The sequence below is a fragment of the Arthrobacter sp. TMT4-20 genome, assembly GCF_054510775.1.
On the sequence record NZ_JBTNDW010000007.1, the window covers coordinates 146,266 to 171,727 of the forward strand.

Genomic DNA, 25,462 nt, shown 5'->3' on the forward strand with positions numbered 1-25,462 from the left:
TTGAGAACTCCCAATGGCACAAATCAAAGCTACCGCACGGGACGGTGATCGCCTAGGCTTTTGACTGACAATTCTCAAATGTTTTGCCCACCCCGGAACTTCCAGGGAGCCAGCCCCGTGTTCAGCCCGGTGGGCGCGTCCCGGGCTAGGCTGACAGCATCCTGCGACTGCAGGTCCTGACCAGTGAGATGGGGGCAGTCGTGGATAGGCTCCGAGAGCTCGACGGGCTGCGTGCCTTCGCGCTTTTCGGCATACTGACAGTGAATATCTGGTTCTTCGCCGACCCCTGGGCGTTCGCCGGAGACATCAGCCCCGACCATTCGTCGCCGGCGGACATTGCAGTCCGGTTCCTCGTGACGATGCTGTTTGAAGGCAAGTTCTACATACTGTTCGCGTTTCTCTTCGGGTACGGCTTCGCCCTGCAGGAGCGGGCCGCCGCCCGGGCGGGAGTGCCATTGGGGCCTCGCATGCTGCGCCGTTTGGCGGGGCTCGCGATGCTCGGGCTGGCTCATGGCTTCCTGCTGTTTTTCGGCGACATCCTGTTGACCTATGCAGTGATGGGGGTGGTGCTGTTCAGTTTGCGGACCATCCGCGCGCGGATGTCCGTCCTGATCGCGGCCGGTATTACCGTGGGCATGTCACTGCTGTTGACCCTGGTGGGAGCCTTCGTCGCTACTGTCAACAATCCAGTCGACGACGGCGTGATCCCCGCCCCGAGCGTTGCGGCCCTCACGGAAAGTCCGGGATCAGCCCTGGCAGCGAATGTGGAAAACTATCTCATCGCCCTTCCCTCAGTGATGCTTTTCCAGGGGCCCCTGTCCCTGGCGATGTTCCTTCTTGGTCTCGCCGCCGCCCGGAAAGGGATACTTGAGCGACCCCTGAGCAGTTCAACGCTGCGCCGGATTGCCGTCGTCTGTCTGCCGATTGGGCTGCTCGCCGCTGGAGCCCAGTCCGCCTTGCTGTATTACGCCGACCACGACCGCTTTTCCCTTGTATCGACCGGCATCACCACGTTGACCGCGCCCCTCCAGACAACCGGGTACGTGTGTTTGTTGTTGTTGGCCTTTCGTTCCCCGCCAGGACAAAACGTCCTGGGCGCGCTGGCTCCGGCGGGACGAATGGCGTTGACCAACTATCTGGGCCAGTCGCTGGTGCTCGTGATCGTGTTCACCGGTGTTGGGCTGGGGCTGACCAATGCCTTGCCGCCCGCCCGGGTGATGATGGTCGTCGTCGTCCTGTTTGGTGCCCAGGTGGTGCTGAGCCGACTTTGGTTATCGCGGTTTGGCATCGGCCCGATGGAGGCGCTGCTGAGACGCGTTACCTATTCGCCGCAGGAACGGCACCCTCCAGCCTGACAGGTTCACCCACCGGACGGCTTGAGTCGGGTGTCAGAGATTCCAGTGCACAATGGCGGGTGTCCGCTTATCCCATCCCAGTGCGCACACCGCCGCAGTACCGAGGACGAACCGTCGGCCCTGGCCGGGATCCATCTCCAGCCACCGCGCGGCGACCACCCGCAGGAAGTGCCCGTGCGCGACAAGCAAAACGTTACGGGCCGGGTGCGCGGAAGGATCCTGGTCTGCTGGGGTGCCGCAGCCGGCCTGGACCGTTGAGATGATCCGGTCAGCGCGCCCAGCAACCTGGGCGAGGGTTTCACCGTTCGGCACTCCGTCATTCCAGATCAGGTACCCGGGATTCTCCGCGCGAACCGTGGCGCTGTTGCGTCCTTCGTTGTCGCCGTAATCCCACTCGTGCGCATGCGGAAGAATCTCCGGATCAGGAAAGCCCGCCAAATGCGCGGTCCGGACCGCGCGCTGCAACGGTGAGGACAAAACAGCGTCGAACGTGATCCCTTTGAGGTGCCGTGCAGCGTCGACCGCCTGCTTTTCCCCGCTGGCGGTCAAGGGAAGGTCGGTGAGGCCCGTGTAGTTGCCGTCCCGGGACCACTCGGTTTCCCCGTGCCGCATCAGCCAGAGGTGCGGTAGTGGAGTTCCTGCTGGTGTCAGGTCTGGTGAGGCTGCGCCGGAGAGGCTCATGGTGTCGCCGACTCTGGTTGTGACGCCCACCAGGTGCGGAGCAACGCCTCGGCTTCTTCGGCCGACTGAGGTCCATGTTCCATTCGTTCCTCCAACAGGAATCGGTACGCCCGGCCAACCACCGGGCCGGGTTTGATGTTCAGTAGTCCCATGATCTGCGCTCCGTCGAGGTCCGGGCGAATGGATTCCAGTTCCTCCTGTTCGGCCAGCGCCTCGATTCGCGCTTCCAGGTCGTCGTAGGCGAAGGCCAACCGCTCTGCCTTACGCTGATTCCGGGTGGTGACGTCCGAACGCGTCAGCCGGTGCAGCCGTTCCAGCAGACTCCCCGCATCGTTGACGTACCGGCGCACCGCGGAGTCGGACCAACCGGCCTCCCCGTAGCCGTAGAACCGCATGTGCAGCTCCACCAGCCGCGACACAGCCTTGATCGAGTCGTTGTCGAACCGCAGGGCTTTCATCCGTTTTGCGGTGAGCTTGGATCCCACCATGTCATGGTGCCGGAAGCTGACCGCCCCGGAGGGCTCAAATTTACGGGTGGCGGGTTTGCCGACGTCGTGCATCAACGCAGCAAACCGCAGCACGAAGTCAGGCCCGGGGACGGCCCCGTCGGCGCCCGTCTCCAGGCGGCAGGCTTGCTCGAGCACAGTCAACGAGTGCTGGTAGACATCCTTGTGACGGTGATGCTCATCGATTTCCAGACGCAACGCCGCCACCTCGGGAAGCACGTAGTCGGCCAACCCGCTTTCCACCATCAGGTCAATGCCCCGTTGAGGTGCGTCCCCCAGGACCAGCTTCACCAGTTCGTCGCGGACCCGCTCGGCGGAGATGATGGTGATGCGTTGGGCCATGGAAGCCATCGCCTCGGACACTTCAGGGGCCACCTCGACCCCCAGTTGGGAGGCGAAGCGTGCGGCCCGCATCATGCGCAGGGGGTCATCCGAGAACGACGACGACGGTGCCCCGGGGGTCCGCAGCACCCCCGCCTTCAGGTCCCGGAGGCCCCCATAGGGATCCACCAGCTCCATCGATGGAAGCCGGAGCGCCATGGAGTTGATGGTGAAGTCACGGCGCAGCAGATCATCCTCCAGAGTGTCCCCGAAAGCGACAACCGGTTTACGGGACGCGGGGTCGTAAGCCTCCGCCCGATAGGTGGTCACCTCGATCATGAAGCCGCCCTTACGGAGTCCGATAGTGCCGAAATCTCTGCCGATCTCCCAGTAGGAATCGGCCCACCCGCGGATGACATTCAGGGTCTGGTCCGGTGTGGCGTTACTGGTGAAGTCGAGATCCGGGGAGGTTCGGTGCAGGAAGAGGTCGCGGACAGGCCCGCCCACCAGCGACAGTTCATGTCCGGCGGCAACGAAGAGCCGTCCCAATTCGGTAACAACCGGGGGGAGCGGAGCGGTAAGGGTTGAGTTGTCTAACAGGTGCACCATAGTGCTTAAAGGGTGCCAGATGCCACGGCAAATTCCACTATGGGGGCGGCCGGGGCCGGGGACGGCCGACACGCGGGTACCGGCCCAGCAGGACGGCGGAGCTTATGGATCGTCATCAACCGAAGCGAAAGATCGTTAGAGTGGACTGCATGGACCGTCCTGTTCCAAGCGCACCCAAGCGGACCCCGTTGACAGTGTCAATGGGCAGTGCTGGCGCGCCCCAGGTCCACCAGTCGCTGCCGACCGTCGAGGAAGTGTCAGCAGGCGGCATAGTGGTCGATACCTCCGATGACCAGCTCAACGTAGCGATCATTGCCCGGCTGAACCGTGGCGGCCGACTCGAGTGGTGCCTTCCGAAAGGTCATCCCGAAGGTAGAGAAAACAATTCCGAAGCTGCGGTGCGGGAAATCGAGGAAGAAACCGGCATCAAGGGCCGCATTCTTACTGCCTTGGGCAGTATCGATTACTGGTTCACCGTCAGTGGGCACCGCGTTCATAAAACAGTTCACCACTATCTCCTGATCTCCACTGGTGGCCGGCTCACCATCGAGAATGACCCGGACCACGAAGCAGTCGATGTGGCGTGGGTTCCCCTGGCTGAGCTGGGAAAGAAGCTCTCCTTCCCCAATGAGCGCCGCATCGCTGACCTGGCCCGGGAAGTCCTCCCGGACTACCTGTAAGTCCGCGTTATCGCCACGGGGCCAGTGGTGAGACGATAGACAACGATGTCGGACTCAAACACAGCCTCCCTCCCCGTGCAGGACGCTGGGGTACTGCCCAGCCGCCGCGCAAGTCAATCTGGCGACACTGCTGCCACCTCAGCCGACGACGGCGCGCACTCTTCCACTGAAGCCCCGGATACAACAGCGCGCTCGAGCGCCATCATGGCGGCGGGAACCCTTGTGTCCCGAGTGCTCGGACTGGTCCGGGTGGCCCTCCTTGCGACGGCGCTCGGCGCCTCCGGCGGGGTGGTGGATGCATTCTCCATAGCCAATAGCCTGCCGAATTTCATCTATCTCATGGTTGCCGGCGGGGTGTTCAACGCCGTCCTGGTGCCGCAGATTATTAAAGCTACGCAAAACCCTGATCGGGGAGCCGACTTCATCAGTCGCCTCATTACCCTCGCTGTCATAGTCCTCCTGGTCCTGACTGCTTTGGTCACTCTCGCCGCACCCCTGATCATGACCCTGGTCACCGACTTTTCGGGTGAGCGTCTGGCGCTAGCCACCATTTTTGCGTATTGGTGCCTCCCACAGATTTTTTTCTATGGCCTCTACGCGATTATCGGTCAGGTCCTCAACGCCAATGGCTCCTTTGGCCCCTATATGTGGGCACCGGTCGCAAACAATATCGTGTCAATTGCTGCGCTGGTGTCTTTCATTTTTTTGATGGGCTCGCAACTCGACAGCTCGCACACACCGGACTCGTGGACCTCGTCCCAGACACTGCTGCTCGCGGGAGGTACCACCCTCGGGATCATCATTCAGGCATTGGTTCTCTTCTGGCCGCTGAAGAGGCTCGGGCTGGGCCTCAAGCCAACATTCGGGTGGCGGGGGGTGGGATTGGGTCGCACCGGCAAACTGGCTTCCATCACCATCATCACCATGCTGGTAGGCAACGGCTTGTACCTGGTCAACATCCGTGTTGCCTCAATTGCGGCCGAAGCACGGCCGGACTATCTCGCCAGGGTGCCGCCGCAGCAGATTGCGGGACCCTTCAACCTTGACATCGGAACAATGGTGTACGTCCTGCCCCATTCCGTGATCGCCCTCTCTATCGCCACGGTGATGTTCAATCAGCTGGCGGCGGCCCATAGTCGCAACGATTTGGCCTTAATCAAGGAGACACTGTCACGTGGCCTTCGCATTATGGGGGTAGCAACAGTTTTCGGTGCGGCAGTTCTCCTGGCGCTGGCAGTACCACTGGGGATGCTGTTCTCGGGTGGGATCCGACCGGACGGAGCACTCAACGCCGTGCTCATTTCCCTGCTGGCCATCGGGGCACCTTTCCTCAGTGCCAACTTCTTCCTGAACCGGGTCTTCTACGCGGCCGAGGACGCCGTGACTCCGCTACGCATCCAGCTCATCCTGTCTGTAATCGGGGTGGCGTTGGCACTGATATCCGGGACTTTTGCGCCGGAATACATTGTCCCACTGCTGGCTGTCAGCTACTCGCTGGGCAACATCATCGCCGTCGTCGTCAGCCACACGTTCCTGGTGCGCAAGATCGGCTCTTACGGTGCGGGCCGCGTCTACGATGTCCATGTTCGGCTTGTCCTCGCCGGGATGGCGTCCGCTGCAGTTGGTACCGGGGCGCTCTGGCTTTTCGGTGGCTACAGCATCGAAGGCTTTGTCTGGCAATCGGTCCTGGCCGCCTTCAGCGTGCTCGCCGTTTGTGGCACGCTGATGGCGCTTGTCTACCTGCTCATGCTCAAGGTTCTGCGCATTAGGGAGCTGGATGACTTCCTGGCTCCCCTCTTGTCCCGATTCACTCGCACCAAGTGAACTCGGCACCGGCATGCGAGCCGAAAACCCGCGGATCCACGGTACTGACCGGTAGCATTGGTGGGAATCATCTGCAATTGACTTCACGCGCTGAACAGGATGCTGTTCGTCGCCCGAGAATCCATTCATTCCACGGGAGGAACACGTGCCACAACCAGTAGACGTCGGATCAGTATTGGGAGGCCGCTACAAGGTCACCGCCTACGTACTGGCTTCTGCTGACCGGGACCTCGTGCTCGACGGTATGGACCAGGTATTGAATCGGCCAGTCAGCATCCTGGTCGCTTCAGCTTCCAACGCCAGCCAAATAGCCGCTACCGCCCGTGAAGTGGCCACTGGTGAACGGGCGGGGAACATCCAGGTCCTTGATCTGGGCGTCACCGACGAGAGCACCTATCTGGTCACTAACCGTGCCTCCCCAGCCGACTTGTTGGATCTCGTTGTCCCTCAGGATGCACCGTTTGTCGAACCATTTTTCACCGATACCCTTGGATCGGAAATCTTCGGCGGCCCCCGCTCCACCGAACCCGAGACTTACGATGACGACGACGATTACGACTACTACGACGACGACCAGCCCGAAAAGAAGTCCCGCCTGCCGAAGGCCCGGCTGCCGAAGTTCGGCAAGGGTGCCGCGGCTGCTGGCGCTGCGGGTGTCACTGCGGGAGCCTCCGGCGCTGACGCTGCCACCCCCGCCTCAGCCAACCCGGCGTCCGCTTCGTCAGCGGTTCCTCCGCCGCCGGCATCTGCGCCCCGTGGCAGCGACCAGCCCAAGGTGTCCCTCTGGTCAGAAAGCGACTACGACGCCGATGCAAAGCGGACAGACGATTCCGGCCGGGCCGCGTCACACTTTCCTGCTGCAGCCGCCTCCGGTGGCGGAGCACCTGAAGATTACGACGAATACGACACAGCTGAGGACGATGACGAGGGAAACAACCCGAAGTACACCCGGGTCCTCGTCGGAGTGGTGCTCGCGATCATCCTGGTGACCGTCGTTGCCCTGGCCGTCAACCAGCTCAGCAACTACTTTTCGCCTGACCCCCTAGCGGGCGCCGAGACCACCACCGCTCAGGTGGAAGAGGAACCGACCGACGACGTCGCAACCACCCCTGCCGAAGGCCCTGAGGAAACTCCAGAACCAACGGTGGAAGCAGTTGAGCCAGTCCCCGCGAATGTGACACGCCTCGTCCCCGATAATGCAGAGTTGAACGCCGAGACTGACGCGGACCTTCCCCTGATTATCGATGGTAATCCTGGCAGTTTCTGGGGCTCCCTCGTCTTCGCGAACGAGACTTTTGGCGGCTTGGCCCAGAGCATGGCTCTTGTCGTCGAACTCGAGGAGGAGTCGACCATCAGCCAGATCCAGATCGAGCAACTCAACGGCTCCGGTGGCAGTTTCACTGTCCTCCTCAATGATGAGCCGACCCTCGACGGCGCAGATCAGATTGCGCAGAGCTCCTTCACCGGGCCGACAATCAACATCCCTGTCCCACCAGGCGCGGAGGGCGAGCCCGCCACCGCTCAGTACGTCATTGTCAACCTCACCCAGCTTCCGCGTTTGACCAACGTTCAGGCCATCTTCCCCTGGGGCGTCCGGATAGCGGAGATCAGCGTCTCCTAAACTTCACCTTTTGTTGAGCGGTGCGCTTCGCGGACGGAATAAGCTTGACCCTGACGCGGTTCTTATAAATGACCGCTCAGCCGGGCCCCAGGCTCCTGTAGTGGTGTCAACAAAGGAAGGTCTACCAAACCCGTGACTATAGAAACCGGCACAACCGGAACCAGCAGCACCGATCCACAGAAGATCCACGATGTGATCATTGTGGGCTCAGGACCGGCCGGATACACAGCCGCCGTGTACACCGCCCGGGCGAATCTGGCGCCTCTGATGATTGCTAGTTCCGTCAAAGCCGGCGGTGAACTGATGAACACCACGGATGTGGAAAACTATCCCGGCTTCCCTGAAGGTGTCATGGGACCGGATCTGATGGAGCAGTTCGAAAAGCAGGCCGTACGGTTCGGCACAGAGATACTGTTCGAAGATGTGACGTCGCTTGAGCTCTCCGGCGCGGTCAAGACGGTCACCATCGGCACAGGTGAGACTTTCAGCGCGCGATCCATCATTGTGTCTACCGGTTCCGAGTATCGTGAACTCGGGCTTGAGGACGAGAAGCGTCTTTCAGGACACGGCGTCAGCTGGTGTGCAACCTGTGACGGGTTCTTCTTCAGGGACCAGGACATTGCAGTGATTGGCGGGGGTGACTCCGCAATGGAGGAAGCCCTTTTCCTGACGAAATTTGCTCGCTCCGTCACAGTGGTCCACAGGCGAGACTCGCTTCGTGCATCCAAGATCATGCAGGACCGGGCATTGAGCCACGAGAAGATCCGCTTCATCTGGAACTCCGAGGTTGTGGGGATCGACGGCGACTCCAAGGTAACGGGTTTGCGCCTGGCTAGCACTGTAGACAACTCAACCCAGCATCTCCCGGTCACCGGGGTTTTCGTTGCTATCGGCAACGACCCTAGGGTGGACCTGGTACGGGGAGTGCTCGAGCTCACGACAGAAGGCACCATCGCTGTCCAGGGCCGCACATCCAAGACCTCCATACCCGGGGTATTTGCCGCGGGCGACGTGATCGACCCTACCTACCGCCAAGCCATCACTGCCTCCGGTTCAGGATGTGTTGCGGCAATTGACGTAGAGCATTACCTCGCTGACCTCGGGGACTCGGTTGAGACGGCGGCGGAAGTACCAACACCGCCAGCCGAACAGGTCTCTGAAGATGCCCACGTATCCAGCACCACCCAAGGAGAGTAGCTATGACTGCAAGAGAAGTCACCGACGCGTCCTTCGACGCCGATGTATTGAAATCAACAAAGCCAGTGCTCGTCGACTTCTGGGCCGAATGGTGTGGACCGTGCCGTAAGTTGTCGCCTATTCTCGACGAAATTGCCGGAGAACATTCGGAAAAGGTTGATGTCGTCAAACTCAACGTCGATGATAATCCGGCTACCGCTGCGAAGTATGGAATCACTTCGATCCCGGCCGTCTATGTGTTCAAGGACGGCGTAGTTGCAGCACAATCCATCGGTGCTAAGCCAAAGCAGGTTTTGGAGCAGGAATTCGCTGACTTCCTGAAGTAGGAAGCGTTTCGAGCCTGCACCTCTTTCCAGGGGCCATCACTTCTGTACGAAGTGGTGGCCCTTTTCACGCCTGCTGACTGTTTCACGTGAAACTGAATTGGACCCCGGAGCCATAGCCTCATCTTGGCAGGACTTTCAGCCGAGGCACGCCACGTGGTCGGACTGACATGGCCGACCCTGAAGGACGCTGCGTGATAATCAATATGGTGCAGCCCGTAGGAAATGTACTTGCAGCTGCGAAGTAGACCGGCATCCTTCCACCCCATGACTTCTCGTAGCCAAAAGATGCTATCAACGGATCCGTGCCGCGCCGTCGCGCGAAATCTCACTCCGCGTCCCGTGGAGACAAACGGGTTCGCATCGACCGGTCTCTTAGACCCGCGCGTGGCACTGGAACTAAACACCTCAGGCCCCGCCTCCTGCACAACATCTCCGGCCTCGCGGGGTGACATCTCCAACCTGACTCCGTGACCTTTCAGCTGACTGCTAGCTTCACTCAGGTCACCACAGATACTAGTCACGGCTCGGGATTCTTTGGTGGCGTCCACAATGTTCCACATGAAACGTTCGGTTCTGTGGAAGGCCTCGTGTCATGCCGCATAAGTGGATGCCAGCTGCCAGGATCCAGTCCGGTCCCGTGCATCGGAAAGGCGGGCCCACACGGGACGCCGGAAAGCGTCGTTGCTAGTGCAGCAACGACCGGATACCCGTAGATCGACCTTTATAGCTAGCGCGGCGCCCTCAAGTGGACTGAATGTTGCTGAATAACCGTCTTTTGGTGGAATACGGATGGATACTGACGCGGGGACGCTCAAGTCGAGTTCGCCGCTCTCCTAAGACTGCAAAGATCACGAAGGAACCGATGAGATCCGAGTATGTCTTCCCACGCGGGGTGAGAACCTCCGACCATGGAAACCTCGCTACCAGTCGTCCCTGAGTTGGTTCGTATTCGAAGTTGTGACCCAGCCTGCGCATCCCAGGCCGGAAGACACTTGTTCCACGTGAAACATCTTCTCTGCCAGCTACAGGCCAAATAGGAGTCAAAGGGGCGCCAGCTGCCAGAAATCGCCAGAAACCCTAGCCATGGTGGAACTCCCGCTAGCGTGGCGACCCCTGGTGTCGCTGATAGGCAACTTTCGGCCTGCGCGGCACCCAGTGCACCGGGTAGGTACAACAATCCCGTCAGGTGTGGGGAGAACCGCAGGGCAATATTAGGGACCCTTACGACAGTTGTGTTTCCCCCCTGGGGAAGGACCCTCTAGGGCTTCTCGTCTAGACCTCACTTCTCGCTAGCTGCCGTCCACGTGAAACGTCGGAGGGGACGGTCGTTTCACGTGAAACGACACCGTGCGGCGCCTTGGTACTCCAGAGCGCTCGGAGCGAAGTGACCGGGAGTCAATTCAGAAACGCTAGACGCTGCATCAGGGCGGAAGAACTGTCGGCGAATGCGAACGCGGCCAGAGATGAGGCGTGAAGTTGTCGTATGACGACCATTGCCCACTATTCGGCTGGTTGTGGATCGAATTGGACTAGGGCAGCTTCGAACACAACAAGAACACCCTCATGTTCTGTGTCTCAGTCCGGGAGAAGCTGCCGAATGTGCAGCCTATCGGTGACTAAAGGACGGCTGTTTCACGTGAAACCGAAGATTCCTGCCCCGGACCAGCAACGTTGTACAACAGCGCTCACAATAGGGGCAAAGTGCTACCGATTCAGCAAGGTTATGGACAGCACACGGCAACCATGGTTATCTGACCTGTTTCACGTGAAACCTGCCGCCCTACGGATCTATGTATCCAGCCCCGTCCATGAGGTTCACTGCACAAAAGGGGGCCCGTCACGCCTGATATCTGAAAGTCCTGGCTACATTCCGGGGGCAAATTGGCACCGACACACAGAGTCTTGCCCCCCAGATGGAGATCTCTTGAAATTTCTAACCCAATTCCCAAGGCACTACCCGAAACATCCAACTCTTTTGGGCAACCTTTACCGCCTTGCTGACATGTTTCACGTGAAACAGCGCATATCTAGCCCGGATATCTAGGCCTAGGAGGCCCCCGAGGTACCGAGAACTCCCATAATGCGGTTGAGGTCGTCGACGCTGGCGAATTCGATGCTGACCTTCCCCTTACGGGCGCCCAGGGTGATCTTGACGCTGGTGTCAAGACGGTCTGAGAGGGAGGATGCTAGATAATCCAGCCGTTCATGCCGAGCTCCGGCGCGTGGCGTGTTCGGCTTCACCGGGCGGCGCAGCCCATCGTTCATTGAGACGAGCTCTTCCGTGGTGCGCACTGACAATCCCTCAGCGACGATCTTCTGAGCCAGCTTTTCCATCTCAATCTGATCGCCTAATCCAAGCAAGGCCCGCGCATGTCCGGCCGAGATAACGCCAGCAGCAAGGCGCCTCTGGACTAGCGGTGGCAACTTCAGCAGACGGAGGGTGTTCGATATTTGCGGGCGCGAGCGACCAATGCGTTCTGCGAGTTCGTCATGAGAACAACCAAAATCGTCCAGCAATTGCTGATATGCTGCGGCTTCTTCAAGTGGATTGAGTTGACTACGGTGCAAGTTCTCCAGGAGGGCATCCCTGAGGAGATCGTCGTCGGTCGTCGAGCGGATGATTGCCGGCACCACTGCAAGGCCAGCTTCTCTGGTTGCGCGCCAGCGCCGTTCACCCATGACGAGCTCGTAGGGCTGTTCCCCACCCTCCGTCGAAGGGCGGACAACAATGGGCTGGAGCACTCCGATTTCGCGAATTGAGTTAACAAGTTCGGCCATCTCGTCGTCGTCAAAGACACTTCGAGGCTGTTTCCGATTCGCGTGGATGAGGTTCACGGGGATCTCGGCAAATGTCGCGCCAGGCACCGCGACCAAATTCGGGTCTGCTGGCTGCGGTGCTGTTTCACGTGAAACGTTCTCCGGAGTGCGGTCTGAATCCGCCTCTACAGAAGGGCTAGCGTCCTCCACCTCCACCACCTGATCTTCCAGCGGGCCGGAGGGTTCACCGACAGTGGGAATGTTTTCGGTCGTGAGATTAGACGAGGTGGGAGTAGACTCGACGACCGCGGGGGGCACCTCAACCGCTGTATCTTCTCCGGATTCCTCGGCTGCGCTTTCGCTGGCAACCCTTTTGGGAACCCGCGTGGCTTTCTTCACAGGCGTTCGTTTGGAGCCCCGGGTAGAGGCCGTAAGCGCATCCTTGTTGATTCCAGAAGCGGGTCGCTGTGAACGCGCAGACCCCGAGACGGAATCCTCCGCCTCCTCCCTGGGCGGTGCTGATGGGAAAAACAGATCAGCCGGCCGCCCGCTGCGCGGCGTCACAGAGTCTATCCCCGAGGTCTCTTCGTTCGACGGGGCGCTTGGAATGAGAGCTCCCAGTCCACGTCCCAATCCGCGTCGCTTTTCGGCCATGACAAGGTCCCTTCAAAAGTGCAGAGCAATCCGCATCGGGTGATTATTGATACCCACACTACTGCGGGAAGTGGTGAAACGGCTTGAGGCTAGCTATCCGCGCAGGGCGATTTCCGAAGCTGCTTCAAGGTAGGACAGAGCACCGCTCGAGGACGGGTCGTAAGTAATCACCGTCTGTTGGTAACTCGGCGCCTCAGAGATCCTGACCGAACGCGGTACGACGGCCTTCAAAACCTGTTTGGGAAAGTGCTCTCGCACCTCCGCAGCCACCTGCGCTGCAAGGTTTGTCCTACCGTCATACATTGTCAGCAGGATTGTAGATACCACTAACTCAGCATTGAGGTGCTTTTGGATCATCTCAATATTCTTCAGCAGTTGACTGAGACCCTCCAATGCATAATATTCGCACTGGATTGGTATCAGAACCTCCTTCGCGGCCACAAAGGCGTTTACCGTGAGGAGGCCCAGGCTTGGGGGACAGTCAATAAAGACATAGTCCAACCGTTCGTCACCACGGTCTTCGCGCTCCTGAGAGTAGAGGTCAATGGCCCGGCGCAGGCGCTGCTCCCTGGCCACCAGCGATACCAGTTCGATCTCCGCGCCGGCAAGATGGATGGTTGCAGGAGCACAAAGGAGCTTCGGAACATCAGGACACGGGACTACGACTTCCCCGAGGGGGAGGTCATCGATGAGCACGTCATAGATACTGTCGACTTCTGCATGGTGCGGAATCCCCAGGGCCGTGGATGCATTGCCCTGAGGGTCGATATCGATGACCAGCACATTCAGGCCCGCTGCCGCGAGTGCTGCGGCAATGTTGACAGTGGTCGTGGTTTTCCCCACGCCACCTTTTTGATTGCTCACCGTCAACGTGCGGGTAGCACTAGGTTTGGGAAGGCTACGCCCGCTCAGTTTTTCCCTGCGACGGTTCTCGCTGGCCAACTCCCGTGCCAGGGGTGTGCTGTCGTCCATCGCGTCCATAACATTCCTTGGTGATGCGCTAGGGGTAATCGTTTGGGCAGGAACCGGTGCCGCCTGGGAACTGGACACCATAAAAGTGGTTTCACGTGAAACAATTCCCATATTTGCCGGATCAGCAAACACTTCTGGTTGTATTTCGCCAAGAGTGACAGCTAACTGCGACCCTGCTGATAGCAAGGATTGACTTCGCTTCGCAGCGTCTTTTGTTGTCACGCAGGATAACTCGCTTTCAGCATTCCGGGGTCGGTCCTACTTCTAGAGTACCGGTCACTGGCTCGAACGAACCTCGGGACAAGCGCTATTGGTGAAGATTCGAAGGGGCTGTAAGCAGACTACCCAACGGTGATACGGACGACCGTAGTTGGTTGGTCCAATACTCCGGCACCGACCTGTACTACAGAGGTATTCCGGCCACCAAGCTTCCGGATCAGTTTCGCGGCCTTTTTGACTTCCTCAGCAGCACTTTGTCCCTTGATCGCCAACACCTGACCGCTTCCAGCCAGAATGGGAATCGTCATTGTCGCAAGGCCCCCCAGCGCGGATACGGCCCGAGCAGTAACGACGGTTGCCGAGACCTTCCCTACAGCCTCCTCCGCGCGTCCGCGAAACACCTTGACATTGTCAAGACCTAGATCGGCGACTACCTCATTGAGCCAGGTGACACGACGCTCGAGTGGCTCGATAAGGGTGAAGGACAAGTCGGGGCGGGCGATAGCCAACGCTATGCCAGGCAATCCGGCACCGCTGCCGACATCTGCCACCACAGCCCCTGCTGGGAACAGTTCGGCAGTCACTGCACAATTCAAGACGTGGCGGCTCCATAACCGTGGAACCTCTCGCGGTCCCAGCAGACCACGTTCAATACCGGTCGTCGCCAGATGCTCTACGAAGCGCTCAGCCAAGCCGAGGCGGTCACCGAAGATTGATCGGGCAGCTGCAAGTTCTGATTCACTAATTTCCACCATCAGGTATGCCTCGACTCCCGGATTCCTAGGAATCCGCCGGTGAGACAACGATATGCCGCCCGGACCCTTCACCTTCCGACTCGCTGATCGAGCCGAGCTCCGCGACCACATCATGAACGATCTTGCGCTCATATGCAGACATAGGCTCCAGGGCGACCTCCTCGCCCGATTCCTTGGCCTTGTTCACCGCATCCACCGCAATGGTGCGTAGCTCTTTGCCCCGCACCTCACGGAACCCGTCAATATCGAGCACCAGTCGTGACCGGTTGTCCGTCGATGTGAGAACCGAGAGCCGAGCCAGTTCCTGCAGAGCCTCCAACACCTCACCATCTTTTCCAACCAAACCGCTTAGTGCGCCACCGTCTGGATCCTCGGAGACGATCGAGATGTAGGTACGCCCGTTCCGAACCTCAATGTCGATATCTCCGTCGATATCGGCGATGTCCAGTAGCTCCTCCAGGTAATCCGCTGCAACATCACCCTCATCCTCGAGCCGACTGATAGTTGCCGATGAATCACCGGCCTCGCCAGCTGAGTCGACCACTTCTTCCACGCCGTCCGCCGGTGCACTCTCAGCTGTCATTTTTTCTTCCTGTTCTTACGCTGGGGCTGTGTGCGCTGACCCTTGGTCTCAATGACCTCTTCAGACGCTGGATCGGCGTTCTTCTCGCCAAGCAGGGGGGTCATCGGAAGCCCCTTCTTCGCACGTCGCTCGGCAAGCGCCTTCGCCGCAGGCGACCCTGGAGTGGGCATTTTTCGGATCACATAGAACTGCTGAGCCATCGTCCAGATGTTGGTCGTGGTCCAGTAAATAAGCACGCCAATCGGAAAGTTGATACCGCCAATACCAAACACCAAAGGCAGGATGTACAGCATGAGCTTTTGCTGACGCATAAAGGGGCTTTGCATTGCCTCTTCAGACATGTTCTTCGCCATGATCTGTTTCTGCGTTATGAACTGTGACCCGGTCATCGCCAAAATCATGATCACCGACAGAATGATCACGCTGACGTTCGCGTTGTCCCCAAAGCTGCCCAGGAACGTGGACGAAAGAGGTGCGCCGAATATTGATGCGTCATCGAACTGCCGGACTTCTTCGGTGGTCATGGCACCGATTGTTTCCCCAGTCTCGGATGCCTTGGACACACCGTTGAGCACCGTGAAAAGTGCAAAGAAGAACGGCATCTGGATCAGGATGGGGAGACAGGCCGCGAACGGGTTGGTGCCATGCTTCTTATACAGCGCCATCTGCTCTTGGGTCATCGCCTGCCGCGACAGCTGGTCTGTTTTACCCTTGTATTTCTTCTGCAGTTTCCTCAGATCAGGCTGGAGTGCCTGCATGCCGCGCTGAGCTTTAATCTGTTTGACGAAAACTGGGATGAGGGCCGCACGGATCACCACCACGAGACCCACGATGGACAGGGTCCAGGTCCAGCCAGACGCCGCGTCCATGCCGAGGAAGGTGAAGCCGTCGTGGAAGAACGTCATGATCCACGACACCAACCACTGGAACGGGAAGAGGATCGTATTGAAGAAGTCCATAGCTATTTGCTCCTCAGGCCGCCGAGCGGCTTTCGTCATCAGCGGGAATCACAGGATGATTCAGCACAACAATTTTGGGTATTTTTCCGTCCGGGAACGATCTTCCGCCGGCAGGCACGTGATCCACCCCGCCGTCGTTCCAGGGATGGCAGCGGCAGATCCGACGAACGGCAAGACTGCCGCCCTTGACCGCTCCATGGACCGTCACTGCTTCCAGCGCGTAGGCGGAGCAGGAGGGGAAAAATCTACAGACCTGGCCATATAGCGGGGAAATAACCACCCGATAAGCCTTCAAAACAGCGATCATCGCGTTCCCGGGGAATTCACGGAGCAGCGAAACGCCAGAGGCAGCCGTGGTCATGTGCTGCCTCTCTTCCTGCTGGATGCCGAATCAAGTGCCCGGTCGAAGTCACTAGCGAGCTGACTCCAGGTTGCATCAGCGGCAGGCGGCAGCGCTCGAACCACCACCGCCAATCCACTGGAATGCCGGGATAAGGCTGACGCAGCCATTTGTCTTAGTCTCCTCTTAACGAGGTTTCGTGTCACTGCGTTCCCCACGCCCTTTGAGACGATGAACCCGAACCTGCTGGGTTCATCTGCGGAGGTAGTTACCGCATATAACACCAAGTTCCGGCGCCCAGAGCGGGAGCCGGAACGTACGGTATAGGTGAAGTCGGAGGCCGTTCGGACCCTGTTGATTCGAGTCAACATGTCAAAGTGTCCGAACCGGCCGGGTTGCCGTGGCGTTATGTATCGCCTGGCGAACCCACGTCTTCAAGCTAGCTGGGGCTGCTTATGCTGACAGCTCGGTGCGGCCTTTGCCGCGGCGCGCTGAAAGGATGGCTCGGCCGGCGCGTGTGCGCATCCGAAGGCGAAAACCGTGCTTCTTAGCCCGGCGGCGGTTATTCGGCTGAAAGGTCCGCTTGCTCACTGTATTTACTCCAAGACAATCTTAGGATGCGTCCGGTCCGTTGCTACAAGGGGGAAGAACAGACTGGCGATTCGACGTTTTGATATCTGCGGCTGATGCAGAGGCCAGCGGGTTTGTTTGATCGTCGATCAATTCGCAGGCATGCAGAATGCAGACATATAGGACTACATAACGTTAGGCGACTGCACACAGGCCAGTCAAACCGAGCGGCAGGGAGAGGTCGAGGGCTAAATCCACAAATCTGTGGACAACCTTGGTTAAGGCCCCATCTCACGGGCCGGCGAGGGCCCTAAAGCACACCCGCTCAGCCCCGTAGACCAGCTATCTTCTCCAGTACCCATCCTCTAGTCTTGCCCAAGGGTCGTTTATCCACCAGCTGTGCATAACTCTGTGGATGAGGGCCGTTTTCGATGGACATGGTGGAGAGGTATTTGTGGGCCCGGACGAGATTAATGATGTAGGGAGTTCCTGGCGCAAGGTCATTCGCACCCTGGAACACGATGAGAGGGTCACGCCCAGACAGCGAGGATTCGTTGTACTGGCCCAGGCTCAAGGGTTGATCGGGACTACCCTCCTGGTCGCAGTCCCGAACGAACTGACCCGTGAGGTTCTCCAGACTCACCTGAAGGCTGCCCTGGACGAGGCGCTGCGGGAAGTGTTCCGTGAGGATTTGCAGTGCGCTTTCGTTATCGACCCCGAACTCACACCGGTCGAGGTTGACGAGAGCGAGCCAGTACAGACCGCAGAACCAGCCAGGGAAGAGGCCAAGCCCGCGCCAACCCTGCCGAGCAACTCTCACGAGTTCGGTCGTCTCAACCCGAAGTATGTCTTCGATACCTTCGTGATCGGTTCGTCCAACCGGTTTGCCCATGCAGCAGCGGTAGCTGTTGCGGAGGCGCCCGCCAAGGCCTACAACCCCTTGTTCATCTACGGCGACTCAGGGCTCGGTAAAACCCATCTCCTGCATGCCATCGGTCATTACGCCCGGCATCTCTACACAGGAATTCGGGTGCGCTACGTCAATTCGGAGGAGTTCACCAACGACTTCATCAACTCGATCCGCGATGACGAGGGCACAAGCTTCAAACAGACTTACCGGAACGTCGACATCCTCCTTATTGACGACATCCAGTTCCTCTCCGGTAAGGACCGCACCCAGGAAGAGTTCTTCCACACCTTCAATGCCCTCCACAATCACAACAAGCAAGTGGTCATCACCTCAGATCTACCCCCAAAACAGCTCTCAGGGTTCGAGGAACGGATGAGATCACGGTTTGAGTGGGGTCTGTTGACCGACATTCAGCCACCGGAGTTGGAAACCAGAATCGCCATTCTCCGAAAGAAGGCGATCAGTGAGGGAATGAGCGCTCCAGACGATGTGCTCGAGTACATCGCATCAAAAATCTCCACCAATATCCGGGAACTTGAGGGGGCGCTTATTCGCGTCACGGCCTTCGCCAGCCTGAATCGTCAACCAGTGGACGTGACACTCGCTGAGGTGGTTCTCAAAGATCTCATCACCGACGACGGCGCTCAAGAGATCACCTCCGCCGTGATCATGGCCCAAACTGCCGACTACTTTCAGATCAGCATGGAGGAGCTCTGCAGTAAATCCCGTACCCGGACTCTCGTGACCGCGCGGCAGATCGCAATGTATCTCTGCAGGGAGCTCACCGACATGTCACTCCCAAAGATTGGCCAGGAGCTGGGAGGTCGCGATCACACCACAGTGATCCACGCCGACCGGAAGATCCGTGAACTCATGGCCGAACGCCGCGCAATCTTCAATCAGGTCACCGAACTGACCAACAGGATCAAACATCGCCGGAAAGACGCCTAACTACACAAGTGGTATTAACAGGTGTGGATAGAACTGTGGATAACTGGTCGAACAACAGCGATGTTAATGAGGACAACCCCCCAGAGCCTGTGGACCCGCTAACTTTCAAGGATTTTCCCCACAACCCCCCGCGCCTCCAAGGCTTCTCTATACACAACTTCTCAACAGGCTGTTGCCTGTACCTGCGTAGTGTGAGGCAGTTATCCACAGTTTCAACAGGTGTTACTACGACTACGAACCTTAAATCCAAGGGTTCTTCCAAATAACATTTTCCCGCTCACCCACCCACGCTCCGATCCCGGCCAAACAAACCCGGAGCTCCCGAAAACCGCCCGGCGGCAGTCAGGCTAAGCTTTCTGTGAGTAATGTAGTTCCTTGCCCTCCGGCTGAGTCCTTTCCCCCGTTGGCCAAGCAATCTTCCCGAGAATTATGTTGAGAAAGGCGGCACCCTTCAGTGAAATTCAGAGTCGAGCGGGATGTTCTAGCTGAGGCCGTAACCTGGACGGCGCGTTCCTTGTCCCCCCGTCCGCCTGTGCCGGTGCTGTCGGGTCTCTTGATTAAGGCAGCCGGTGGAACACTTAGCCTTGCCAGTTTCGACTACGAAATTTCTGCGCGGCTCGAGATCCCAGCTGATGTAGCTGAAGAGGGGACCATTCTGGTGTCCGGGCGTCTCTTGGCTGACATCTGCCGTAGCCTTCCTTCGGCCCCTGTCGAGGTGGAAACTGAAGGCACCAAGGTGACGTTGACTTGCCGCAATAGCCGATTCAACCTGGCAACAATGCCGGAGGGTGAGTATCCCGAACTTCCGACCCCGCCAGAAGTAAGCGGAGTTGTCGACGGAGACGCTTTCTCACAAGCCGTCTCCCAGGTCATCATCGCTGCAAGCCGGGATGACACACTGCCCATCCTCACGGGTGTGCGGATGGAAATTGAAGATGACCTGATTACCCTCCTTGCCACAGACCGATACCGGCTCGCGCTGCGCGAAGTGTCCTGGAAACCCAGAACGCCCGGAATCTCCACTAGCGCACTGGTAAAGGCCAAAACACTCAACGAAGTAGCGAAAACCCTTGGAAGTGCCGGCGATCTGAGCATTGCCCTTTCAAACGACCGGGAATTGATCGGCTTTGAAAGCGGGGGACGCCGAACTACATCGCTCTTGGTCGATGGCGACTACCCCAAGATTCGGGCGTTGTTCCCGGAAAGCACACCCATCCACGCGACTGTCGAGACCGGTGTGCTGGTCGAGGCAGTTCGCAGGGTCTCGCTGGTTGCCGAACGAAATACCGCTGTCCGCATGGCCTTCAGCGCAGGACAGGTGACGCTCGATGCGGGTACGGGCGAAGACGCCCAGGCCTCTGAAGCAATCGAGGCCACCTTGGATGGGGACGACATCACGGTCGCTTTCAACCCGCATTATCTCAGCGAGGGCCTGGGCGCCTTCAACAGCAAATTTGTTCGGTTCTCCTTCACCACACCCCCGAAGCCCGTGGTCATCTCCGCACAGGAAGACGCGACCGGGGAAGACCGTACGGACTACCGATACCTGCTGATGCCGGTCCGAATGGCCAATTGATAAGTTCACCAGCGACACAGAAACGTCGGGTAGGTCCCAGTCCCCGTCCTCAGGAAGCGAAGCGGAAATGCACATTGGCCTCATCGGACTCGGCAAAATGGGTTTCAACATGCGGGAAAGGCTTCGCCGAAAAGGGCTGACCGTTACCGGATTCGATAGAAACCCAGATCTTTCAGACGTCGGTTCTCTCGACGGTCTGGTATCTGCGGTCCAGACACCGCGCGTGATCTGGGTGATGGTCCCCGCTGGAGAGATCACCAAATCTGTGATCCGCGATCTCGCCGAGCTGCTGGAACCTGGGGACCTGGTGATTGATGGCGGCAACTCACGCTTCACCGATGACCAAGAGAACGCGGCGTTGCTTGCGAAAAAGAATATTGCTTTCGTCGACTGTGGTGTTTCCGGTGGCGTTTGGGGCCTCGAAAATGGCTATGGGCTGATGGTGGGCGGAGCCGACGCCGATGTGCAGCGGGCTCTCCCTGTCTTCGACGCCTTACGTCCGGATGGCCTCCGGGAAGAAAGCTTTGTGCACGTCGGTGACGTAGGCGCTGGGCACTACGCAAAAATGGTTCACAACGGGATCGAATACGGCCTGATGCAGTCTTATGCGGAGGGTTATGAACTGTTGGCAGCGAAAGACATCATCAAGGATGTTCATGGCACCTTCCAGGCCTGGCAACATGGAACGGTCGTCCGATCGTGGTTGCTTGACCTGCTGGTCAAGGCGCTCGACGAGGATCCGGAGCTGAGTAAGATCGCCGGTTATGTTGAGGATTCCGGCGAAGGACGATGGACTGTAGAGGAAGCTATCGCCAGCGAAATTCCGGTTCCCGCCATCACTGCGGCGCTGTTTGCACGATTTTCCTCCCGCCAGGATGATGCCCCCGCGATGAAGATGGTGGCTGCACTCCGAAACCAATTTGGTGGACATGCAGTACGCACCCCCAAGGAATCCGCGTGAGTGGGTCATCATGTACGTTCAGCATCTGTCCCTGACGGACTTCCGCACCTACAGCCAGGTTGAAGTGCCGCTGGAAGCGGGAGTAACAGTCTTTGTAGGTCCCAACGGCGTGGGCAAGACAAATATCGTCGAGGCCATCGGCTATCTCGCTTCCCTTTCCTCGCACCGGGTGAGCTCAGACAAACCCCTGATCGCGTTCAACGCGGAGCGTGCTCTGGTCAGGGGAAGACTGGTTCGCGGAACCCAAACCACCAGCGTCGAGGTTGAGATCAACGCTGATCGGAGTAACCGCGCACGGATAAATCGTGCGAACCCGGTCAGGGCGAGCGACGCGGCTGGCATCCTCCGTACTGTACTTTTTGCGCCGGAAGACCTTGCACTGGTGAAAGGTGATCCTTCCAACCGGCGGCGATTTCTGGATGATCTGATGGTGACTCTGCTCCCACACCGGGCGGGAATCAGCGCCGATTATGAGCGGGTCCTCAAACAGCGGAATGCATTGCTGAAATCGGCACGGGCCAGCGGAAAGTTCACTGCCTCCCATGAAGCGACGCTCGATGTATGGGATCAGCACCTCGCGGAAGCTGGCGCCAGGTTATTGCATGCCCGACTCGTCGTGCTGGGTCAGCTAAAGCCGCATCTGGAGCGGGCATATCACCAGCTCACCGACGGATCCAAGGTTGCGGTAGCGACGTACCGGTCGTCCCTGTCGGGAGCCGACGACGACGGCGGGGGTGCCAACGAAGATGACACCTTGAGTTCATTAAGTGTGGAAGAACTGACTGAGAAATTTATCGCAGTGCTTCTGGTCCACCGGAAGAAGGAGCTTGACCGCGGGATATCGCTCGTTGGACCCCATCGGGATGATGTCGACCTCGTGCTCGGTGGGACCGTTGCCAAGGGGTATGCCTCACATGGTGAAACCTGGTCGCTGGCTCTCGCCCTCAGACTGGGGTCGTATTATCTCTTGATTGAGGATGACCACACCCCCGGAGCAACCCCCGTACTCATTCTCGACGATGTGTTCGCTGAGTTGGACGCCAGTAGGCGGAAGAAACTTGCGGCAATCGTCGGTGGAGCTGAACAGGTCCTGGTTACTGCTGCTGTCAGCGATGATATTCCCGAATCCCTAGTTGGACACCAGTTCCAGGTGGTGCCGGGAGGCCTGGTCAGTAGTGGAACCTAGGAACCCTCGTCCGGAGGGAACCGTGCCGGAAGACTCGCCCGAAGACGATCAGGCTGGGGGCGGGGAACCCTATCTGGATGCTCCGCAATCATTGTTGAACAGAGTCCGCGATGCCTCACGAAGCCGCGGAAACACCCGGTTACCCGCCGGACGGCGTGGTGTGGCAAGCCCCAAACGGCGGGCGCCAGGGTCCATCACCTATACGGGCCGTGATCCCGAGGGGTTGGGAAATGTCTTTAGTCGGCTGCTTAGTGAACGCGGGTGGAAATCCCCAGTGGCGGTGGGCTCGGTGCTTGCCCGGTGGGATGAACTCGTCGGACCGGAGATCGCATTGCACTGCAGGCCCGAAAGTTTTGACGGGAGTACCGTGCTCGTTCGCTGTGACTCTACTGCCTGGGCTACACAGCTCAGATTGATCAGCCCGATGCTAATTCAAAGGTTTGATGCCGAGTTGGGCAGCGGCGTCGTCACCCGCATCTCGGTACTCGGGCCGGCTTCCCCCAACTGGAGGAAAGGTGGCCGGTCCGTCAAGGGAAGAGGGCCACGCGACACCTATGGATAAGGCCCTGTAGGACTCCGAGGGATGGGTCTATTGCCAGTTCGGTAAACGCCGTGTAGGGCCCTGAACTCCCCGCTGGAGGTATCCGGCCTTAGCTGCCGCCCTCCCGACGGCTTATATGCGGCTTTATTCGCCATTAGAGGCCTGTTCAGTGAGGTATTGTCCACGACGGCAAGGTAGAATGATGGGAAATGGCATTCCTGAGGGGATGCCTTCGATCTGTTACCTGCTCCGCAGGTGTCAACAGCGAAGCTTTTTTTGACCCAGATTCCTACCTTTGAGGAGCCGACAGCGCCTGTGGCTAATGACAACGAGCTGGACGCCAAAACCCAGGGCAATCCGCAGTCCGCTGCAGGAGCCCAAAATGGGACCACCGGATACGACGCAAGCGATATCAGCGTCCTCGAGGGTCTTGAAGCGGTTCGTAAACGACCCGGCATGTATATCGGTTCGACCGGCCCCCGAGGCCTCCATCATCTGGTGAATGAGGTGGTCGACAACTCTGTCGATGAGGCTCTTGCCGGGTATTGCGACACCATCAGGGTGACGCTACAGGCTGATGGCGGTGTCCGGGTGGTTGATAACGGCCGTGGCATCCCTGTTGATATGCACCCCACTGAGGGGCGCCCCACCGTCGAGGTCGTCATGACCATCCTGCATGCCGGCGGAAAGTTCGGTGGTGGTGGGTATGCCGTGTCTGGCGGTCTCCATGGGGTAGGCATCTCCGTAGTCAATGCTTTGTCCTCCCGGGTGGAAACCGAGGTGAAGCGTCAGGGGTATGTCTGGAACCAGTCCTTCGCTGATGGCGGAAAGCCGGTAGGAGAGCTCCGCCGTGGAGCTGAAACCACCGAAACGGGAACCACCCAGACGTTCTACCCGGACGCCTCCATTTTTGAGACGGTGGAGTTCGACTTCGAAACACTAAGGGCCCGCTTCCAGCAAATGGCGTTCCTCAACAAGGGGCTTCGGATCATGCTGGTCGACGAACGGGTTGACGAGGTGGAAACCGAGGAGATCGCTGAAACGTCGGATGCAGGGACCTCCGGCGAGGATACGCCGAAGCACCGCCAGGTTGACTACATGTACGAGAACGGGCTGCTTGATTACGTCAACCACCTGAACTCGGCAAAGCGTGTGGACGTCATCCATGAGGACGTCATCGGATTCGAGACCGAAGACACCGACCGCAAGATCGCAGTCGAAGTAGCAATGCAGTGGACCAGCGCCTATTCGGAAAGTGTCCACACCTACGCGAACACGATCAATACGCACGAGGGTGGCACCCACGAAGAGGGTTTCCGCGCGGCCATGACTTCATTGATCAACCGGTACGCGCGAGACAAGAACATCATCAAGGAAAAAGACGAAAACCTGACCGGTGATGATATTCGAGAAGGACTGACCGCGGTCATCTCGGTGAAGCTCTCCGAACCACAGTTCGAAGGACAGACGAAGACCAAGCTGGGGAATTCCGAAGCCAAAGGCTTTGTCCAGCGCGTAGTCACCGATCAGCTGGGCGACTGGTTGGAACGGAACCCCGGCCCTGCCAGAGACGTCATCCGCAAATCGATTCAAGCGGCGCAGGCACGGCTCGCAGCGCGCAAGGCTCGTGAATCCACCCGACGCAAAGGTCTGCTCGAATCCGGTGGGATGCCCGGAAAGCTCAAGGACTGCCAGTCGAAGGACCCATCGAAGTCTGAAATCTACATCGTCGAGGGCGACTCTGCAGGCGGTTCGGCCGTCCGTGGACGTAACCCCGATACCCAGGCCATCCTGCCGCTGCGCGGCAAGATCCTCAACGTTGAACGAGCCAGGCTTGATCGTGCGCTCGGGAACAGTGAAGTCCAGGCCATGATCACAGCCTTTGGTGCCGGGATCGGTGAGGATTTCGACGTCGCCAAGGCGCGTTATCACAAGATCGTTCTCATGGCCGACGCCGACGTTGATGGGCAGCACATCACCACGCTGCTGCTGACCTTGTTGTTCCGCTATATGCGCCCCCTGATCGAGAACGGCTACGTCTATCTGGCGCAGCCACCGCTCTACAGGATCAAATGGTCCAACGCGACCCACTCCTACGTGTTCAGCGACCGTGAGAGGGATGAAGTCATCAAAATGGGCCTGGCCAACAACCAGCGATTGCCCAAGGACAACGGTGTACAGCGGTACAAGGGGCTCGGGGAGATGAACTACACCGAGCTTTGGGAAACCACCATGGACCCCGACAATCGCACCCTGCTTCAGGTGACGGTCGACGATGCGGCCGCAGCGGATCAGATTTTCTCGGTCCTGATGGGTGAAGACGTTGAATCACGACGGAACTTCATCCAGCAGAACGCGAAGGACGTTAGATTCCTCGACATTTAGGGAGTTTCGGCGATCGACGGTAA

The 25,462-nt window shown here is 58.8% G+C and carries 22 protein-coding genes; 12 read left to right on the plus strand and 10 right to left on the minus strand.

The window, feature by feature from the left end:
• Positions 1 to 200 precede the first annotated feature (200 nt).
• Positions 201 to 1,355: a DUF418 domain-containing protein gene (locus ACX80Z_RS08870; protein ID WP_459315597.1), complete on the plus strand. Its 1,155-nt coding sequence runs from the start codon at positions 201 to 203 to the stop codon at positions 1,353 to 1,355.
• A gap of 33 nt (positions 1,356 to 1,388) precedes the next feature.
• On the opposite strand, the gene ACX80Z_RS08875 is transcribed toward ACX80Z_RS08870, so the two are convergent.
• Both ACX80Z_RS08875 and ACX80Z_RS08880 read right to left on the minus strand, forming a co-directional pair.
• Positions 1,389 to 2,036, minus strand: coding sequence for a histidine phosphatase family protein (locus ACX80Z_RS08875; RefSeq protein WP_050994851.1), 648 nt, complete (start codon positions 2,034 to 2,036; stop codon positions 1,389 to 1,391).
• Positions 2,033 to 3,472 carry a CCA tRNA nucleotidyltransferase gene (locus ACX80Z_RS08880; protein WP_459315598.1) on the minus strand — a complete coding sequence of 480 codons (1,440 nt, stop codon included), beginning with the start codon at positions 3,470 to 3,472 and terminating at the stop codon, positions 2,033 to 2,035. Before ACX80Z_RS08880 ends, ACX80Z_RS08875 begins: the two co-directional genes overlap by 4 nt.
• A 149-nt stretch (positions 3,473 to 3,621) precedes the next feature.
• On the opposite strand from ACX80Z_RS08880, the gene ACX80Z_RS08885 reads away from it, so the two are divergent.
• The 5 genes from ACX80Z_RS08885 (at position 3,622) to trxA (ending at position 9,120) form a co-directional block, all read left to right on the plus strand.
• Positions 3,622 to 4,152 (plus strand): NUDIX hydrolase, encoded by a 531-nt coding sequence (locus ACX80Z_RS08885; protein ID WP_024475650.1) that lies wholly within the window; start codon positions 3,622 to 3,624, stop codon positions 4,150 to 4,152.
• A gap of 45 nt (positions 4,153 to 4,197) precedes the next feature.
• A complete protein-coding gene (murJ, locus tag ACX80Z_RS08890; protein ID WP_459315599.1) occupies positions 4,198 to 5,976 on the plus strand; it encodes a murein biosynthesis integral membrane protein MurJ in 1,779 nt (592 codons plus the stop codon).
• A 145-nt stretch (positions 5,977 to 6,121) separates the two neighbouring features.
• A complete protein-coding gene (locus ACX80Z_RS08895; RefSeq protein ID WP_024475651.1) occupies positions 6,122 to 7,597 on the plus strand; it encodes a hypothetical protein in 1,476 nt (491 codons plus the stop codon).
• A 132-nt stretch (positions 7,598 to 7,729) separates the two neighbouring features.
• A complete protein-coding gene (gene trxB / locus ACX80Z_RS08900; protein ID WP_459315601.1) occupies positions 7,730 to 8,794 on the plus strand; it encodes a thioredoxin-disulfide reductase in 1,065 nt (354 codons plus the stop codon).
• Between the two features lie 2 nt (positions 8,795 to 8,796).
• Complete coding sequence (gene trxA, locus ACX80Z_RS08905) at positions 8,797 to 9,120, plus strand: thioredoxin (protein WP_019482057.1); 324 nt, start codon at positions 8,797 to 8,799, stop codon at positions 9,118 to 9,120.
• Positions 9,121 to 11,166: 2,046 nt separating this feature from the next.
• Here the strand turns inward: trxA and ACX80Z_RS08910 are convergent.
• From ACX80Z_RS08910 to rpmH, 8 genes are all read right to left on the minus strand, one after another.
• Positions 11,167 to 12,276 (minus strand): ParB/RepB/Spo0J family partition protein, encoded by a 1,110-nt coding sequence (locus ACX80Z_RS08910; protein ID WP_459315613.1) that lies wholly within the window; start codon positions 12,274 to 12,276, stop codon positions 11,167 to 11,169.
• Between the two features lie 348 nt (positions 12,277 to 12,624).
• Positions 12,625 to 13,584 (minus strand): ParA family protein, encoded by a 960-nt coding sequence (locus tag ACX80Z_RS08915; protein ID WP_192813065.1) that lies wholly within the window; start codon positions 13,582 to 13,584, stop codon positions 12,625 to 12,627.
• A 260-nt stretch (positions 13,585 to 13,844) separates the two neighbouring features.
• A complete protein-coding gene (gene rsmG, locus ACX80Z_RS08920; RefSeq protein WP_024475655.1) occupies positions 13,845 to 14,477 on the minus strand; it encodes a 16S rRNA (guanine(527)-N(7))-methyltransferase RsmG in 633 nt (210 codons plus the stop codon).
• A gap of 25 nt (positions 14,478 to 14,502) precedes the next feature.
• Positions 14,503 to 15,060, minus strand: a complete 558-nt coding sequence (locus ACX80Z_RS08925) for a Jag family protein (RefSeq protein WP_024475656.1) — start codon at positions 15,058 to 15,060, stop codon at positions 14,503 to 14,505.
• Positions 15,057 to 16,019, minus strand: a complete 963-nt coding sequence (gene yidC, locus ACX80Z_RS08930) for a membrane protein insertase YidC (protein ID WP_019482052.1) — start codon at positions 16,017 to 16,019, stop codon at positions 15,057 to 15,059. Before yidC ends, ACX80Z_RS08925 begins: the two co-directional genes overlap by 4 nt.
• 13 nt (positions 16,020 to 16,032) lie before the next feature.
• A complete protein-coding gene (gene yidD, locus ACX80Z_RS08935; protein WP_024475657.1) occupies positions 16,033 to 16,380 on the minus strand; it encodes a membrane protein insertion efficiency factor YidD in 348 nt (115 codons plus the stop codon).
• The gene (gene rnpA, locus ACX80Z_RS08940) at positions 16,377 to 16,730 is read right to left on the minus strand and encodes a ribonuclease P protein component (RefSeq protein ID WP_083850837.1); all 354 of its coding nucleotides are present in this window, start codon (positions 16,728 to 16,730) and stop codon (positions 16,377 to 16,379) included. Before rnpA ends, yidD begins: the two co-directional genes overlap by 4 nt.
• Before the next feature lie 82 nt (positions 16,731 to 16,812).
• Positions 16,813 to 16,950 (minus strand): 50S ribosomal protein L34, encoded by a 138-nt coding sequence (gene rpmH, locus ACX80Z_RS08945; RefSeq protein ID WP_022892375.1) that lies wholly within the window; start codon positions 16,948 to 16,950, stop codon positions 16,813 to 16,815.
• Positions 16,951 to 17,344: 394 nt separating this feature from the next.
• Here rpmH and dnaA point away from each other — a divergent pair, with 394 nt between their 5' ends.
• The 6 genes from dnaA to gyrB all read left to right on the plus strand — a co-directional run bounded on the left by dnaA (position 17,345) and on the right by gyrB (position 25,439).
• Entirely contained in the window at positions 17,345 to 18,790 is a 1,446-nt protein-coding gene (dnaA, locus tag ACX80Z_RS08950; protein ID WP_051317584.1) for a chromosomal replication initiator protein DnaA, read from the plus strand.
• Between the two features lie 454 nt (positions 18,791 to 19,244).
• Positions 19,245 to 20,366 (plus strand): DNA polymerase III subunit beta, encoded by a 1,122-nt coding sequence (dnaN, locus tag ACX80Z_RS08955; protein ID WP_024475659.1) that lies wholly within the window; start codon positions 19,245 to 19,247, stop codon positions 20,364 to 20,366.
• Positions 20,362 to 21,327, plus strand: a complete 966-nt coding sequence (gene gnd, locus ACX80Z_RS08960) for a phosphogluconate dehydrogenase (NAD(+)-dependent, decarboxylating) (RefSeq protein ID WP_347693137.1) — start codon at positions 20,362 to 20,364, stop codon at positions 21,325 to 21,327. The genes dnaN and gnd overlap by 5 nt, the downstream gene beginning before the upstream one ends.
• Positions 21,328 to 21,337: 10 nt before the next feature.
• A complete protein-coding gene (gene recF / locus ACX80Z_RS08965) occupies positions 21,338 to 22,513 on the plus strand; it encodes a DNA replication/repair protein RecF (protein WP_459315602.1) in 1,176 nt (391 codons plus the stop codon).
• A 22-nt stretch (positions 22,514 to 22,535) separates the two neighbouring features.
• Positions 22,536 to 23,075 (plus strand): DciA family protein, encoded by a 540-nt coding sequence (locus ACX80Z_RS08970; protein ID WP_024475661.1) that lies wholly within the window; start codon positions 22,536 to 22,538, stop codon positions 23,073 to 23,075.
• A gap of 294 nt (positions 23,076 to 23,369) precedes the next feature.
• Positions 23,370 to 25,439 (plus strand): DNA topoisomerase (ATP-hydrolyzing) subunit B, encoded by a 2,070-nt coding sequence (gene gyrB, locus ACX80Z_RS08975; RefSeq protein ID WP_116778032.1) that lies wholly within the window; start codon positions 23,370 to 23,372, stop codon positions 25,437 to 25,439.
• Positions 25,440 to 25,462: the final 23 nt, after the last annotated feature.